The organism is Pseudocitrobacter sp. RIT415, from assembly GCF_003057695.2.
In the GTDB taxonomy this organism is placed as follows: domain Bacteria; phylum Pseudomonadota; class Gammaproteobacteria; order Enterobacterales; family Enterobacteriaceae; genus Pseudocitrobacter; species Pseudocitrobacter faecalis.
Map to the genome: position 1 here is coordinate 253793 of NZ_QBJC02000003.1, position 14169 is coordinate 267961.

The 14169-nt window shown below is 53.8% G+C and carries 11 protein-coding genes and 1 pseudogene; 6 read left to right on the forward strand and 6 right to left on the reverse strand.

Annotated elements, in window-relative coordinates; genetic code table 11:
- Positions 1-26: 26 nt before the first annotated feature.
- The 4 genes and pseudogenes from DBY68_RS05335 to ftsP form a co-directional block, all read left to right on the forward strand.
- Positions 27-494, forward strand: a pseudogene (locus tag DBY68_RS05335) (GyrI-like domain-containing protein); the annotation flags it as partial.
- Between the two features lie 115 nt (positions 495-609).
- Positions 610-2868 (forward strand): DNA topoisomerase IV subunit A, encoded by a 2259-nt coding sequence (gene parC, locus DBY68_RS05340; RefSeq protein ID WP_108475109.1) that lies wholly within the window; start codon positions 610-612, stop codon positions 2866-2868.
- 248 nt (positions 2869-3116) lie between these two features.
- Positions 3117-3854, forward strand: a complete 738-nt coding sequence (gene plsC / locus DBY68_RS05345; RefSeq protein WP_108475110.1) for a 1-acylglycerol-3-phosphate O-acyltransferase — start codon at positions 3117-3119, stop codon at positions 3852-3854.
- 118 nt (positions 3855-3972) lie between these two features.
- A complete protein-coding gene (gene ftsP, locus DBY68_RS05350) occupies positions 3973-5385 on the forward strand; it encodes a cell division protein FtsP (protein WP_108475111.1) in 1413 nt (470 codons plus the stop codon).
- A gap of 46 nt (positions 5386-5431) precedes the next feature.
- Here ftsP and htpX read toward each other — a convergent pair whose 3' ends face one another.
- Both htpX and DBY68_RS05360 read right to left on the reverse strand, forming a co-directional pair.
- On the reverse strand, positions 5432-6334 hold the full coding sequence (gene htpX / locus DBY68_RS05355; protein ID WP_108475112.1) for a zinc metalloprotease HtpX: 903 nt from the start codon (positions 6332-6334) through the stop codon (positions 5432-5434).
- Positions 6335-6352: 18 nt separating this feature from the next.
- Positions 6353-6904: a LemA family protein gene (locus DBY68_RS05360; protein WP_108475113.1), complete on the reverse strand. Its 552-nt coding sequence runs from the start codon at positions 6902-6904 to the stop codon at positions 6353-6355.
- Positions 6905-7275: 371 nt separating this feature from the next.
- Between DBY68_RS05360 and DBY68_RS05365 the strand changes: the two genes are divergently transcribed.
- Positions 7276-9495: a YgiQ family radical SAM protein gene (locus DBY68_RS05365; protein ID WP_108475114.1), complete on the forward strand. Its 2220-nt coding sequence runs from the start codon at positions 7276-7278 to the stop codon at positions 9493-9495.
- Here the strand turns inward: DBY68_RS05365 and DBY68_RS05370 are convergent.
- The 3 genes from DBY68_RS05370 to yqhD form a co-directional block, all read right to left on the reverse strand.
- Complete coding sequence (locus tag DBY68_RS05370; RefSeq protein WP_108475115.1) at positions 9492-9956, reverse strand: HIT family protein; 465 nt, start codon at positions 9954-9956, stop codon at positions 9492-9494. The genes DBY68_RS05365 and DBY68_RS05370 overlap by 4 nt on opposite strands.
- Before the next feature lie 89 nt (positions 9957-10045).
- A complete protein-coding gene (gene dkgA / locus DBY68_RS05375; protein WP_108475116.1) occupies positions 10046-10873 on the reverse strand; it encodes a 2,5-didehydrogluconate reductase DkgA in 828 nt (275 codons plus the stop codon).
- 130 nt (positions 10874-11003) lie between these two features.
- Positions 11004-12167, reverse strand: coding sequence for an alcohol dehydrogenase (gene yqhD, locus DBY68_RS05380; RefSeq protein ID WP_108475117.1), 1164 nt, complete (start codon positions 12165-12167; stop codon positions 11004-11006).
- 198 nt (positions 12168-12365) lie between these two features.
- On the opposite strand from yqhD, the gene DBY68_RS05390 reads away from it, so the two are divergent.
- A complete protein-coding gene (locus tag DBY68_RS05390; RefSeq protein WP_108475119.1) occupies positions 12366-13265 on the forward strand; it encodes an AraC family transcriptional regulator in 900 nt (299 codons plus the stop codon).
- Positions 13266-13341: 76 nt separating this feature from the next.
- Here DBY68_RS05390 and yghB read toward each other — a convergent pair whose 3' ends face one another.
- A complete protein-coding gene (yghB, locus tag DBY68_RS05395) occupies positions 13342-14001 on the reverse strand; it encodes a DedA family general envelope maintenance protein YghB (protein ID WP_108475120.1) in 660 nt (219 codons plus the stop codon).
- Between the last annotated feature and the right edge of the window lie 168 nt (positions 14002-14169).

Genomic DNA, 14169 nt, shown 5'->3' on the forward strand with positions numbered 1-14169 from the left:
TTCAGGATGTATGTTGAGGTCACTATATGGATGTTACCCTCGTTGATTTTCCGCGCACGCGGGTTGCTTTGCTGCAACATCGTTGCAGCCCGGAACTGGTTAACTATAGCGCTGCGAAATTCATTTTATGGCGCAGAGATACAGGTTTGTCACCGGTTGAGCAGAGTCAAACCTTCGGCATCGCCTGGGACGATCCTCAAACCACGCCGCCGGAAGCGTTTCGTTTTGATATCTGCGGCAGCGTAAGCGCGCCTGTGCCTGAAAACGCCCACGGCGTCATCAACAGCGAAATTCCCGCCGGGCGCTGCGCGGTTGTACGCCACCACGGCTCGCTGGATACGGTCAGCGAAAGCGTCTGGTTCTTGTTGCGCGACTGGCTGCCGGGCAGCGGTGAAACGCCACGCGATTTCCCGGTCTTTTTCCAGTACCACAATTTTGTCGATGACGTTGCTGAACACGAACGGCAAACGGATATCTATTTGCCACTGCAATAAACCGCCTTTCTCGCCTTCTCTCACGGACTTGTGACTCAGCCCGTGAGATAGGGTATTATCTGCGGCAATATTGCCGTCCGAACGGTCAGCATGCAGATTTGAGGAACCCCCATTAATGAGCGATATGGCAGAGCGCCTTGCGCTACATGAATTCACGGAAAACGCCTACTTAAACTACTCCATGTACGTCATCATGGATCGCGCGTTGCCGTTTATTGGTGATGGTCTGAAGCCGGTGCAGCGCCGCATCGTCTATGCGATGTCTGAACTGGGCCTGAATGCCAGCGCCAAATTTAAAAAATCGGCGCGTACCGTTGGTGACGTGTTGGGTAAATATCACCCGCACGGCGACAGCGCCTGCTATGAAGCGATGGTGCTGATGGCGCAGCCGTTCTCATACCGTTACCCGCTGGTCGACGGCCAGGGGAACTGGGGGGCGCCGGACGATCCGAAATCGTTCGCGGCAATGCGTTATACCGAATCGCGCCTGTCAAAGTATGCTGAGCTGCTGCTGGGCGAACTGGGGCAAGGCACGGCGGACTGGGTACCGAACTTTGACGGTACGATGCAGGAGCCGAAAATGCTACCTGCGCGTCTGCCGAATATTCTACTGAACGGCACCACTGGCATTGCGGTGGGGATGGCGACGGATATTCCGCCGCACAACCTGCGCGAAGTCGCAAACGCCGCCATCAGGCTGATTGAACAGCCGAAAACCACCCTGGATGATCTGCTGGATATTGTGCAGGGGCCGGACTATCCGACCGAAGCCGAAATCATCACCCCTCGCGCGGAAATCCGCAAAATTTACCAGAACGGGCGCGGTTCAGTGCGTATGCGCGCGGTGTGGAATAAAGAAGACGGCGCGGTGGTGATCACTGCGCTGCCACATCAGGTTTCTGGCGCGAAAGTGCTGGAACAAATCGCCACCCAGATGCGCAACAAAAAACTGCCGATGGTTGATGATTTGCGTGATGAATCAGACCACGAAAACCCGACGCGTCTGGTGATTGTGCCGCGTTCAAACCGTGTGGATATGGAGCCGGTGATGAATCACCTCTTCGCCACCACGGATCTGGAAAAAAGCTATCGTATCAACCTGAACATGATTGGCCTGGATGGTCGTCCGGCGGTAAAAAATCTGCTGGAGATCCTCACCGAATGGCTGGCGTTCCGTCGCGATACCGTGCGCCGTCGTCTGAACTATCGTCTGGAGAAAGTCCTTAAGCGCCTGCATATCCTCGAAGGTTTGCTGGTGGCGTTTCTCAACATCGACGAAGTCATTGAGATCATTCGCACCGAGGATGAGCCGAAACCGGCGCTGATGTCGCGCTTCGGCATCAGCGAAACGCAGGCTGAAGCCATCCTTGAGCTGAAATTGCGCCACCTCGCGAAGCTGGAAGAAGTGAAGATTCGCGGCGAGCAAAACGATCTGGCGAAAGAACGCGATCAGTTACAGGCGATTCTCGCGTCCGAGCGCAAAATGAATAACCTGCTGAAGAAAGAACTGCAGGCGGATGCCGATACCTTTGGCGACGACCGTCGTTCTCCGCTGCATGAGCGTGATGAAGCGAAGGCGATGAGTGAGCATGACATGCTGCCGTCTGAGCCGGTGACCATTGTGCTGTCGCAGATGGGCTGGGTGCGTAGCGCCAAAGGTCACGATATCGACGCGCAGGGCCTGAACTATAAAGCGGGCGACAGCTGGAAAGCGTCGGTGAAAGGCAAGAGTAACCAGCCAGTGGTGTTTGTGGATACCACGGGCCGAAGCTATGCCATCGACCCCATCACGCTGCCGTCGGCGCGCGGCCAGGGTGAACCATTGACCGGTAAGCTGACGCTGCCGCCAGGCGCGACCGTTGAGCATATGCTGATGGAAAGCGACGATCAGAAACTGCTGATGGCGTCCGACGCGGGCTATGGCTTCTTGTGTACGTTTAACGATCTTGTCGCGCGCAACCGCGCGGGTAAAGCGATGATCTCGCTGCCGGAAAACGCACATGTTCTGCCGCCGGTAGTAGTAGAAGATGAGTCTGACATGCTGCTGGCGATCACCAGCGCGGGTCGCATGCTGATGTTCCCGGTGAGCGACCTGCCGCAGTTGTCGAAAGGTAAGGGCAACAAGATTATCAATATCCCGTCGGCGGAAGCGGCGAAAGGGGAAGATAGTCTGGCGCACCTTTACCTGCTGCCGCCGCAAACCACGCTGACCGTGCACGTCGGGAAACGCAAAATCAAACTGCGTCCGGAAGAGCTGCAAAAAGTGACGGGCGAACGCGGTCGTCGCGGTACGTTGATGCGTGGATTGCAGAAAATCGACCGTATCGATATCGACTCTCCGCTGCGTCAGAGCGCGGGGGAGAGCGAGGAGTAAAGCTTACCCCTCACTCTAACCCTCTCCCCTGGGGAGAGGGGATAGAATGTGCCTGACATGAAGAACTGCGCGGTTTTTCACCCTCTCCCTAAGGGAGAGGGCTGGGGTGAGGGGGACAAAATGCACTTTCTAAAGTAAAAACGTTGTTAATTACGCCGTTGCGATTAAGAATAGCCCTTACGAGGGTTTGCGAGTCACAAATCCTGACCAATATATAACTCTAAGCGGTCAGGGCTTCAGAGGTAGCTATGCTATTTATTTTTCGTGTCATCATCGTGGTCATTTATTGCATCCTGGTATGCGTGTTTGGCTGTATCTATTGCCTGTTTAGTCCGCGTAATCCGAAACACGTTGCCACCTTCGGCCATATGTTTGGCCGCATGGCCCCGCTGTTTGGTCTGAAAGTTGAAACCCGCCTGCCTGCGGACGCCGCAAGCTACGGGAATGCTATCTACATTGCGAACCACCAGAACAACTACGACATGGTGACTGCGGCAAATATTGTTCAGCCGCCAACCGTTACCGTAGGCAAAAAAAGTCTGGTGTGGATCCCGTTCTTTGGTCAGCTCTACTGGCTCACCGGTAACCTGCTGATTGACCGTAACAATCGTGCGAAAGCACACAGCACCATTGCCGAAGTGGTGAAAGCCTTCAACAATCGCAAAATCTCTTTCTGGATGTTCCCGGAAGGCACGCGTAGCCGTGGCCGTGGCCTGTTGCCGTTTAAAACCGGCGCGTTTCACGCAGCCATTGCGGCAGGTGTACCGATTATTCCCGTGTGCGTTTCCAATACATCGGATAAGATTAAACTTAACCGCCTGAATAATGGGCTGGTGATTGTTGAAATGCTGCCGCCTATCGATACCCGCAAATGGGGTAAAGACCAGGTACGCGAGCTTTCCAAATATTGTCGTGATGTAATGCAGGCAAAGATAGAAGAACTGGATAAAGAAGTCGCCCAGCGCGAGTCTGACGGAAAACTATAAAACCGGGTCAGGCTCTCTCGCCGCCGGGCGAATAAAGCACGGCGGCAATCATCAAACGCGGTGCTGGCTTACGGGAAACGAATTCCTTTTTTGATTGATCAGTTTTCATGGAGTTTATATGTCACTCAGTCGGCGTCAGTTTATTCAGGCATCGGGCGTTGCGTTCTGCGCAGGGGCAGTGCCGCTGAGGGCAAATGCCGCAGGGAAACAGCCTGAGCTGCCGATACCGCCGCTTGTGGAATCGCGTCGCGGACAGCCTCTCTTTCTTACCTTACAACGTTCACACTGGTCCTTCTCTCAGGGTACGCGCGCGCCTGTCTGGGGCATCAATGGTCGCTACCTTGGGCCGACCATTCGCGTGTGGAACGGTGATGACGTTAAACTGATTTACAGCAACCGCCTGACGGAAAATGTTGCCATGACCGTGCGCGGTCTGCAGGTTCCCGGCCCGCTGATTGGCGGCGCGGCGCGAATGATGTCGCCAAACGCCGACTGGGCGCCGGTGCTGCCGATTCGACAATCCGCGGCAACGCTGTGGTATCAGGCCAATACGCCAAACCATATGGCTCAGCAAGTCTACAACGGTCTGGCGGGGATGTGGCTGATCGAAGATGAAGTTAGTAAGTCCTTACCCATTCCAAATCACTACGGCGTCGATGACTTCCCGGTAATCATTCAGGACAAGCGTCTTGATAATTTCGGTACGCCGGAATACAGCGAACCGGGCAGCGGTGGCTTTGTCGGCGACACGCTGCTGGTGAATGGTGCCCAAAGCCCTTACGTTGAAGTCTCACGCGGTTGGGTGCGTCTGCGCCTGCTGAACGCCTCTAACTCGCGCCGCTATCAGTTGCAGATGAGCGATGGCCGCGCGCTGCACGTCATCTCCGGCGACCAGGGCTTTTTGCCCGCGCCTGTTTCGGTCAAGCAGCTGTCGCTCGCGCCTGGCGAACGTCGTGAAATTCTGGTCGATATGACCAATGGTGATGAAGTCTCCATCACCTGTGGGGAAGCGGCAAGCATCATGGACCGCCTGCGTGGTTTCTTTGAGCCGTCGAGCATTTTGATCTCTACACTGGTGCTCACCCTGAAACCGACCGGCCTGCTGCCGCTGGTCACCGATAACCTGCCGATGCGTTTGCTTTCCACCGAGATCATGACCGGTACGCCGCTGCGCAGCCGCGATATCGTGCTGGGGGATGATCCTGGTATCAATGGCCAGCTGTGGGATCCGCAGCGTATTGATATCACCGCGCAGCAGGGAACCTGGGAGCGCTGGACGGTACGCGCGGATGAGCCCCAGTCATTCCATATTGAAGGCGTGATGTTCCTGATTCGCAACGTTAACGGCGCGATGCCGTTCCCGGAAGACAGAGGCTGGAAAGATACCGTTTGGGTGGATGGGCAAATTGAATTGCTGGTCTACTACAACCAGCCGTCCTGGCCGCACTTCCCGTTCCAGTATTCCAGTCAAACGCTGGAACTGGCCGATCGCGGCTCGATTGGGCAAATTCTGGTAAACCCGGCACCGTAACGCGGGATGCAGGAAGCCGCGCCGGGTAATGCCCGGCGCTGCTGTTTTACATCGCTTGCAGACGCGCAATTCTGTCTTCAATGGAGGGGTGTGTGGCAAATAACCCCGTTTTTCCCCGATCGGCTTTCAGAGGTGATGTGAACCAGAGAGATTGACTCGCGTTATCGACCCGCTCAATCATCTCTGCGCGTCCGCTGATTTTTTCCAGTGCCGCGATTAATCCCTGCGGGTTGCGCGTCAGCTCAACCGCCGTTGCATCTGCCAGAAATTCTCGATTGCGTGAAAGCGTTAAACGCACAATGGTCGCGACGATGGGAGCTAATAACAGGAATACAAAAGCAGCGATATACAGCACCATGCTGCCACCGCCACCTTTACTACGGGAACTTTTACGATTTTTGCCCCCGCCCAAAAACAGGCTTTGTTTGCCCAGCGAACTCATTAACGTAATGGCGGATACCAACGCGACGGCGATAGTCGCAAGGCGGATATCATAATTACGTACGTGCGCCATTTCATGGGCGATGACGCCTTCGAGTTCATAGCGCTCCAGGCTTTCCAGAAGCCCACGAGTGACCGCCACGGCGGCTTTTTCCGGTGATGTGCCAGTAGCAAAAGCATTGGGGGATACATCGTCGATGATAAAAATGCGCGGCACCGGGACGCCCGCGACATTTGCCATATCTTCTACCGTTTCAAACAGAACAGGTGCCTGTTCACGGTCAGTGATTTCTTTTCCACCGTTCATCCACATCACAACTGCGGAACCTTGGTAGATCATTATCAGGATATACACAATGCTAATGAGCATCGAGGCGCCAACGCCATAAAAGAAATTCTTGAACAACAGAAAACCCATCGCTGCGCCAACTTCAATCAGCAAAAGAAAGAAAATAATCACTAATAAAAATGTGTTGCGTTTATTGTGGGCAATTTCTTCAAATAACATGAGCGCGTTCCTTGCGGATTAGAACTTAACGGTGGGTGTTTCCCGTTCAGTTTCGGCGATGCTTAACATCTCTTTTTTCTCGAAATGATGGAAATTGGCAATGATATTTGATGGGAAAGATTCTACCCGATTATTCCAGTTCATTACGGTTGAGTTATATAATTGACGTGAATAGGCAACTTTATTTTCCGTGGTGGAGAGTTCGTGCTGTAACTCAACGAAGGAATCGTTCGCTTTGAGTTCTGGGTAGCTTTCGCTAAGCGCGAAAACGGAGCGCAGTGCACCAGTGAGTTGATTGTTCGCCTCAAGCTGTTGCTGTGGGCTGTTTCCGGCAGCAATGATGCTGTTACGCGCAGCGATCACCTTTTCCAGCGTATCTTGCTCATGACGTGCAAATCCCTTTACAGTTTCGACCAGATTAGGAATTAAATCGCAGCGTCTTTTTAGCTGCACGTCGATTTGTGCCCACGTCTCCTCGACGCGGTTACGGTTTTTTATAAATGCGTTATAGGTTCCAATATAGAATCCGGCCAAAATAATAACGATGGCAAGCGCGATAAGAAAAAACATTGTCGATCCCTCTGATAATAAAGTCATCACTATAAATAATGTGGCGTTAGGGGTAAATATAAGTTGTGTTAGCCGGCGGTTTTTTGTGATGTTTAGTGTGGCTTCGTTATCGGTTAATATTTCTGGTAAATTTATTTATGAATCCTGATTAATATTATGAATAGTTTTGCGACTCCTGTAGAGGGATAAACTCTCCACACCCTCGCTTACTTGTTCCTTCTCCGCTGTCACGCTCGTCAGGATGCTTACCTGGTAGAATCACCGCGCCGCGCCGCATACCTGGCAACAATCTCCTTCATTTCCCCCCTGAATACAGCGTATAATCCCCGGCCTTTGATTATTTTTTTACCACTTTTCTTTTTGGAAGCAAAATGAGCTCTATCTCCCTGATCCAACCGGATCGCGACCTGTTCTCCTGGCCGCAGTACTGGGCCGCCTGTTTTGGGCCGGCGCCGTTTTTGCCAATGTCCCGTGAAGAGATGGATCAACTTGGCTGGGATAGCTGCGATATCATTTTGGTTACCGGCGACGCGTACGTCGACCATCCAAGCTTTGGTATGGCGATTTGTGGCCGTATGCTGGAAGCGCAGGGGTTCCGCGTGGGCATCATTGCGCAGCCGGACTGGAACAGTAAAGACGACTTTATGCGCCTGGGTAAGCCAAACCTCTTTTTCGGCGTCACCGCAGGCAACATGGACTCGATGATCAACCGCTACACGGCCGATCGTAAGCTGCGTCAGGACGATGCCTACACGCCGGATAACGTCGGTGGCAAACGCCCCGATCGTGCAACGCTGGTTTATACCCAGCGCTGTAAAGAAGCGTGGAAAGATGTGCCGGTGATCCTGGGCGGCATTGAAGCCAGCTTGCGTCGTACCGCGCATTACGATTACTGGTCTGACACCGTGCGCCGTTCGGTACTGGTTGACTCTAAAGCCGATATGCTGATGTTCGGTAACGGCGAGCGCCCGCTGGTGGAAGTCGCGCATCGTCTGGCGCAGGGCGAACTCATTTCACAGATTCGCGATGTGCGTAACACGGCGATTATCGTCAAAGAAGCGCTGCCGGGCTGGGCTGGCGTGGATTCAACGCGTTTAGATACGCCGGGGAAAATCGACCCGATCCCGCATCCGTATGGTGAAGATTTGCCGTGTGCTGACAATAAGCCGGTGGAACCGCAGAAAGCGGAAGTTAAAACCGTCACCGTTCAGCCGCCGCGTCCTAAGCCGTGGGAAAAAACCTACGTGCTGCTGCCGTCTTTTGAGAAAGTGAAAAACGATAAAGTGCTGTACGCACATGCTTCGCGTATTTTGCACCATGAAACGAACCCCGGCTGCGCACGTGCGTTGATGCAAAAGCACGGCGATCGCTATATCTGGATCAACCCACCGGCGATCCCGCTTTCCACCGAAGAGATGGATAGCGTGTTCGCGCTGCCGTATCAGCGTGTACCGCATCCGGCATATGGCAATGCGCGCATTCCGGCATATGAGATGATCCGCTTCTCGATCAACATCATGCGCGGCTGTTTTGGCGGCTGTTCTTTCTGCTCCATTACCGAGCACGAAGGGCGCATTATTCAGAGCCGTTCGGAAGACTCGATCATCAACGAGATCGAAGCCATTCGCGATACGGTGCCAGGCTTTACCGGCGTCATTTCCGACCTCGGCGGGCCGACCGCGAACATGTACATGCTGCGCTGTAAATCGCCGCGTGCCGAGCAGACCTGCCGCCGTCTCTCCTGTGTTTATCCGGATATCTGCCCGCACATGGACACCAACCATGAGCCGACGATCAACCTTTACCGTCGCGCGCGCGATCTGAAAGGTATCAAGAAGATCCTCATCGCCTCCGGTGTGCGTTACGACATCGCGGTGGAAGATCCGCGCTATATCAAAGAGCTGGCAACCCACCACGTGGGCGGTTATCTGAAGATTGCGCCGGAGCATACGGAAGAGGGGCCGCTGTCGAAAATGATGAAGCCGGGGATGGGGACTTATCACCGCTTTAAAGAGCTTTTCGACACCTATTCGAAGCAGGCCGGGAAAGAGCAGTATCTGATTCCGTACTTTATCTCTGCACACCCGGGTACGCGTGATGAAGATATGGTGAATCTGGCGCTGTGGCTGAAGAAACATCGCTTCCGTCTCGACCAGGTGCAGAACTTCTATCCGTCGCCGCTGGCGAACTCGACCACCATGTATTACACCGGCAAGAACCCGCTGGGTAAAATTGGCTATAAGAGTGAAGAAGTGGTTGTGCCGAAAGGTGATAAACAGCGTCGCCTGCATAAAGCGCTGCTGCGTTACCATGATCCGAAAAACTGGCCGATGATCCGTCAGGCGCTGGAAGCCATGGGTAAAAAACATCTTATCGGCCCGCGTCGTGATTGCCTGGTGCCGTCACCGACGCTGGATGAGATGCGTGAAGCACGTCGCCAGAACCGCAACACGCGCCCGGCGCTGACTAAACACACGCCGGTGGCGCATCAGCGTCAAACGCCAGCAGGCGCGAAGAAGGCTCCTGCCGCGCAGCCACGCCCGGTTAATACGGGGGCGAAAAAACGCGCAAAACCGGCGGCAGGGCGTTAAGAATCCTGCTCCGCTCTGATTCTGGCCGCTAATGCGGCCAGCTTCTCATCATCCGCCCGCTCGTGATCGTGAGAAGATAAATAGCCCTCATACTGTTCAAAATACTTCTTCTGCGTAAACTCGATAGGCTGCCATTTCGTCATGTCGCCGGTGCCATGCATCGGGCTGAGTTTGCTGTGCACGTGGTCCACGCCGAAACCTTCAAAAAACATTCCGCTGCGACCCACATCAGCAAAAGATTTATCCAGCAATTTAGCCACTTTCTGTGTCGCCAGAACCAAATCGGCCAGCGCCTGTGGTGGCATATCAAAGGCATAGCTTGGATAGTGTTTTTTCGGAATGACGACGGTAAAGCCTTCGGTATTAGGGAAAATCGACAGGAAGGCCAGGTGATGTTCATCTTCCCAGATTTTATGGCAGGGCGCTTTGCCCGCAACGATTTGGCAGAAAATGCAGGTCATGCGATCCTCGCGAAAAAGATAAGGTGTAAGCCAGATTATCACAGATAAAAAAAACGCTACCGTAGTCGGTAGCGTTTAGTATGAATGCGTTAGCCGCCGAATTGATCCGGGTCGGGCCCAAGACGTTTGCCTTTATCCAGTTTGGCTATTTCGCCCAGTTCGTCTTTATCAAGACGGAAATCCCAGACGTCGAAGTTGGCGGCAATACGCGCAGGCGTCACCGATTTCGGGATGACGACCAGGCCGTTATCCAGGTGCCAGCGAATCACGATTTGTGCCGGAGTTTTGCCATATTTATCCGCCAGATCGCGAATGATTTTCTGATCGAATACTCCTTCGCCGCCCTGTGCCAGCGGGCTCCAGGATTCGGTTTGAATTTTATGCGTCGCGTTCCACGCATGCAGTTGGCGTTGTTGCATCAACGGGTGAAGTTCAATCTGATTGATAACCGGGGCGACGCCGGTTTCGTCGATAATGCGTTGCAGGTGATTTACCTGGAAATTGCAGACGCCGATGCTTTTTACCAGCCCTTGCTGTTGCAGTTCAATCATCCCTTTCCACGCGTCCACGTAGTGGTCAATGGCGGGAACCGGCCAGTGCATCAGGTAGAGGTCGAGATAATCGAGTTGTAGCTTCTCAAGGCTTTCCTGTAGCGCCTCGGCAGGGCGTTTCTGATCGTCGTTCCACAGTTTAGTGGTGATAAACAGCTCTTCACGCGGAACGCCCGCGCTTTTCAGCGCCTGGCCCACGCCATCTTCGTTCTTGTAGGCGGTGGCGGTATCAATCGAGCGATACCCGACCTCCAGCGCTTTATGAATCGCGGTGACAACCTCCTCGTTGCTTGCTTTCCACACGCCGAGACCCAGTTGCGGCATCACGTTGCCGTCCTGGAGTTTGATTACGGTTGGATGTGTCATGCATTTCTCCTTTTCTCTCTATTGCTTATCGGCGCAGTGGGCCCGATAAGATTTGTAAGATCAATTCTGGTCGAAATATGCAAAAACGAAAGCCAGACGCTAAAGACTTAGGTCTGGCTTTGAGTGGGGATTAACGTGCCGCTTCGTAAATGCGACGGCTTACTTCTAGGGTAATATCCTGATTTTCACCCAGTTTTGTCATGCCATGCTCTTCGAGTTTTTTCAGCAGCGCCGGGATGGAGCTCCCGTCCAGCCCGTAATCGGACAAATGAGTCGGAACGCCCATTTGCTCGAAGAAATTGCGGGTGGCGGCGATGGCAGCGTCGATACGCGCATCATCGGAACCTTCGGTGATGTTCCAGACGCGTTCCGCGTATTGCAGCAGTTTGGCGCGTTTGGTGTCACGTTTTTCATTCCACAGGGCAGGCAGGACGATGGCCAGCGTCTGTGCGTGGTCAAGGCCGTGCATGGCGGTCAGTTCGTGGCCCAGCATGTGGGTCGCCCAGTCCTGCGGCACGCCTGCGCCGATCAGGCCATTTAACGCCTGAGTTGCCGCCCACATAATATTGGCGCGAATATCGTAGTTTTCAGGTTCTTTCAGCGCTTTCGGGCCATCTTCAACCAGCGTTAACAGAATGCCTTCCGCGAAGCGATCCTGAATTTTGCCGTTTACCGGATAGGTGACGTACTGTTCAACCGTGTGTACGAAAGCATCAACCACGCCGTTGGCTACCTGACGCGGTGGCAGCGTGTAGGTGTAAACCGGATCCAGAATCGCGAAGACCGGCTGCACGTGCGGCGACATAAAGGCGCGTTTGTCGCCGGTGGTTTTACGAGAAATAACCGCACCTTTATTGGATTCAGAACCGGTTGCCGGAAGGGTAAGGACGGAACCCATCGGAATCGCGCTGTTCACTTTGCTGCCGTAAGTTTCCAGAATTTCCCACGGGTCGATAGACGCATCGTAATGCGCTGCCGCCGCGATAAATTTGGTGCCGTCCAGAACGGAACCGCCGCCAACGGCGAGCAGGAACGTGATTTTTTCGTCGCGGGCAATTTTCACCGCGTTCATCAGCGTTTCATAAGACGGGTTCGGTTCAATACCGCCAAACTCGCGAACGTCAAGACCTTCCAGAGCGGATAACACCTGATCCAGTACGCCGGTTTTTTTCACACTGCCGCCACCGTAGGTCACCAGCACGCGAGCGTCTTCCGGAATTTGCGCACGCAGGTTTTCAATAACGCCTTTACCGAAAAGAATGCGGGTTGGAGTATGGAGATCAAAATTAAACATGGCTCGTTTCCTTCATCGGAGGATGGAAAAAGTGGGTAGCAACCGTGGCTACCGGATGACGACTATTGTGGTCTTCAGGGTCGATCCTCTCAATGCACATTTCTGCCATTGTCTTGCCCATTTCTCCACAGGGCTGGAGAAAAGTAGCGAAAAGGTCAACAATGAAAGCCTGTATTCATCTGGCGGGAGAGTGGGGAAATGAACCGGGAAGAGATTTGTGCGTTGTTAACGGATAAGATTAAATTATTGAAAAGTAATGAACAAAGTCTTAGTGCTTTGGTGCCAGATATCCAGCTTATCTATGGTACTCAGCCTGCCGCACGCACACCCGTTATGTACCGTCCTGGGATTATATTTCTCTTTTCTGGCTATAAGATTGGCTATATCAATGAACGTACCTTCCGCTACGACGCCAATGAATATTTACTGCTGACGGTGCCGCTGCCGTTTGAGTGTGAAACCTTCGCCACCGAGACCGCGCCGCTGGCCGGGTTACGTCTGAACGTCGATATTATGCAGCTTCAGGAGCTGTTGATGGATATCGGGGAAGATGAACGCTTCCAGCCTGCAATGGCGGCGAGCGGCATTAACTCGGCGACGCTCTCTGATGAGATCCTTTGTGCGGCAGAGCGCCTGCTGGATGTGATGGAACGTCCGCTGGAGGCGCGCATCCTCGGCAAACAGATTATCCGCGAAATGCTGTTCTATGTGCTTACCGGGCCGCGCGGTGGGGCGCTGCTGGCATTGGTCAGCCGCCAGACGCATTTCAGCCAGATCAGTCGCGTGTTGAAGCGCATCGAAAGTCAGTACACCGAAAATCTGAGCGTCGACCAACTGGCCGCCGAGGCCAATATGAGCTTGTCGGCGTTTCATCATAACTTTAAATCGGTGACCAGCACGTCACCGTTGCAGTACCTGAAAACGTATCGCCTGCACAAGGCGCGCATGATGATGGTACATGATGGTTTGAAGGCAAGCGCAGCGGCAATGCAGGTGGGATATGAAAGCGCATCTCAGTTTAGCCGCGAATTTAAACGCTATTTCGGCATTACACCGGGAGAAGATGCGGCGCGTTTACGCGCGATTCAAATCGTTTAGGCAAGAGGCTTTTGTAGGCCGGATAAGCGCAGCGCATCCGGCTTCAAAGCGCATCCGGCCCTAAAGAGCAGCGCCCTCAGGCGCTGCAATACTTCTTCTTAATCACCACCACCAGCGTACCGAGCAGCCCGGCAACCAGCAGGAAAATAGGCAGGATCATCAGGAAGGTCATCACCTGATCTTCATGACGTTTTACAAACGGAATCATGCTGATGGCATAGCCGAGGCTGGTGACGACGCCCACCCACAGCAGCGCGCTCAGCCAGTTAAAGAACTGGAAGCGACGATTAGAGAGCCCGGAAATGCCCGCCATGGTTGGCAGCAGCGTACGCACGAACGCCAGAAAACGCCCGGCGAGCAGCGCCAGCAGGCCGTGACGATCGAACATGCAGGTCGCACGTTGATGATATTTTTCCGGTAATTGCGCGAGCCAACCTTTCACTGTGCGGGTGTTGCCCAACCAGCGCCCCTGAATATAGCTCAGCCAGCAGCCGAGGCTGGCGGCAGTCGTCAAAATGATCACCGTCGGTACAAATCCCATCACCCCTTTGGCGATGAGCGCGCCCGCGAGCAGCAACAGGCTATCGCCCGGCAGGAAGGACGCCGGAAGCAGACCGTTTTCTAAAAACAGCGTGGCAAACATAACCAGATAAACCACCCCCACAACGTGAGGATTCGCCAGTGCGGCAAAGTCATGTTGCCAGAGCGCGGCGACAATATCTTGAATGACGACCATGGACTTTCCTGTGGAACAGCATTTTCGCTTATTGTACTCCCGAATTGCCTGAAACTCTTTGATCCCTCGCGCAACAACAGATGCACAGCTGTTCAGGAATAAGAACAACCTGAGCCGTATGCGTTTACGCCGGAATATTCTGGCCATTCGGTTGATAGACTGTTCTCA